The following is a 235-nucleotide window of genomic DNA, read 5'->3' on the forward strand; positions in this document are numbered from 1 at the left end:
GATTTCTTCAATGGTGCTGCGCGCCCGGGCCAGTAGCAAGAGGCAGCGGTTGGCCGATGCTCTCCCTGATGGAGGCCAGTAACACAGATTCACCGCAGTAATTGGAAGGACACAAGTGGCTAACAACACTCGTGCTCGCCGTACCGCACGCCTTTCGCGTGCACTCGGCATTGCTCTGACCCCCAAGGCCGCCAAGTACATGGAGCGCCGCCCGTACGGCCCCGGTGAGCACGGC

At 62.1% G+C, this 235-nt stretch carries 1 pseudogene; it reads left to right on the forward strand.

The features are described 5' to 3' along the window. Positions 1-115 precede the first annotated feature (115 nt). Positions 116-235: pseudogene (locus tag ACPYOG_RS20820) on the forward strand (30S ribosomal protein S4); the annotation flags it as partial.

Source organism: Leifsonia sp. HAY1-4F (assembly GCF_056755275.1).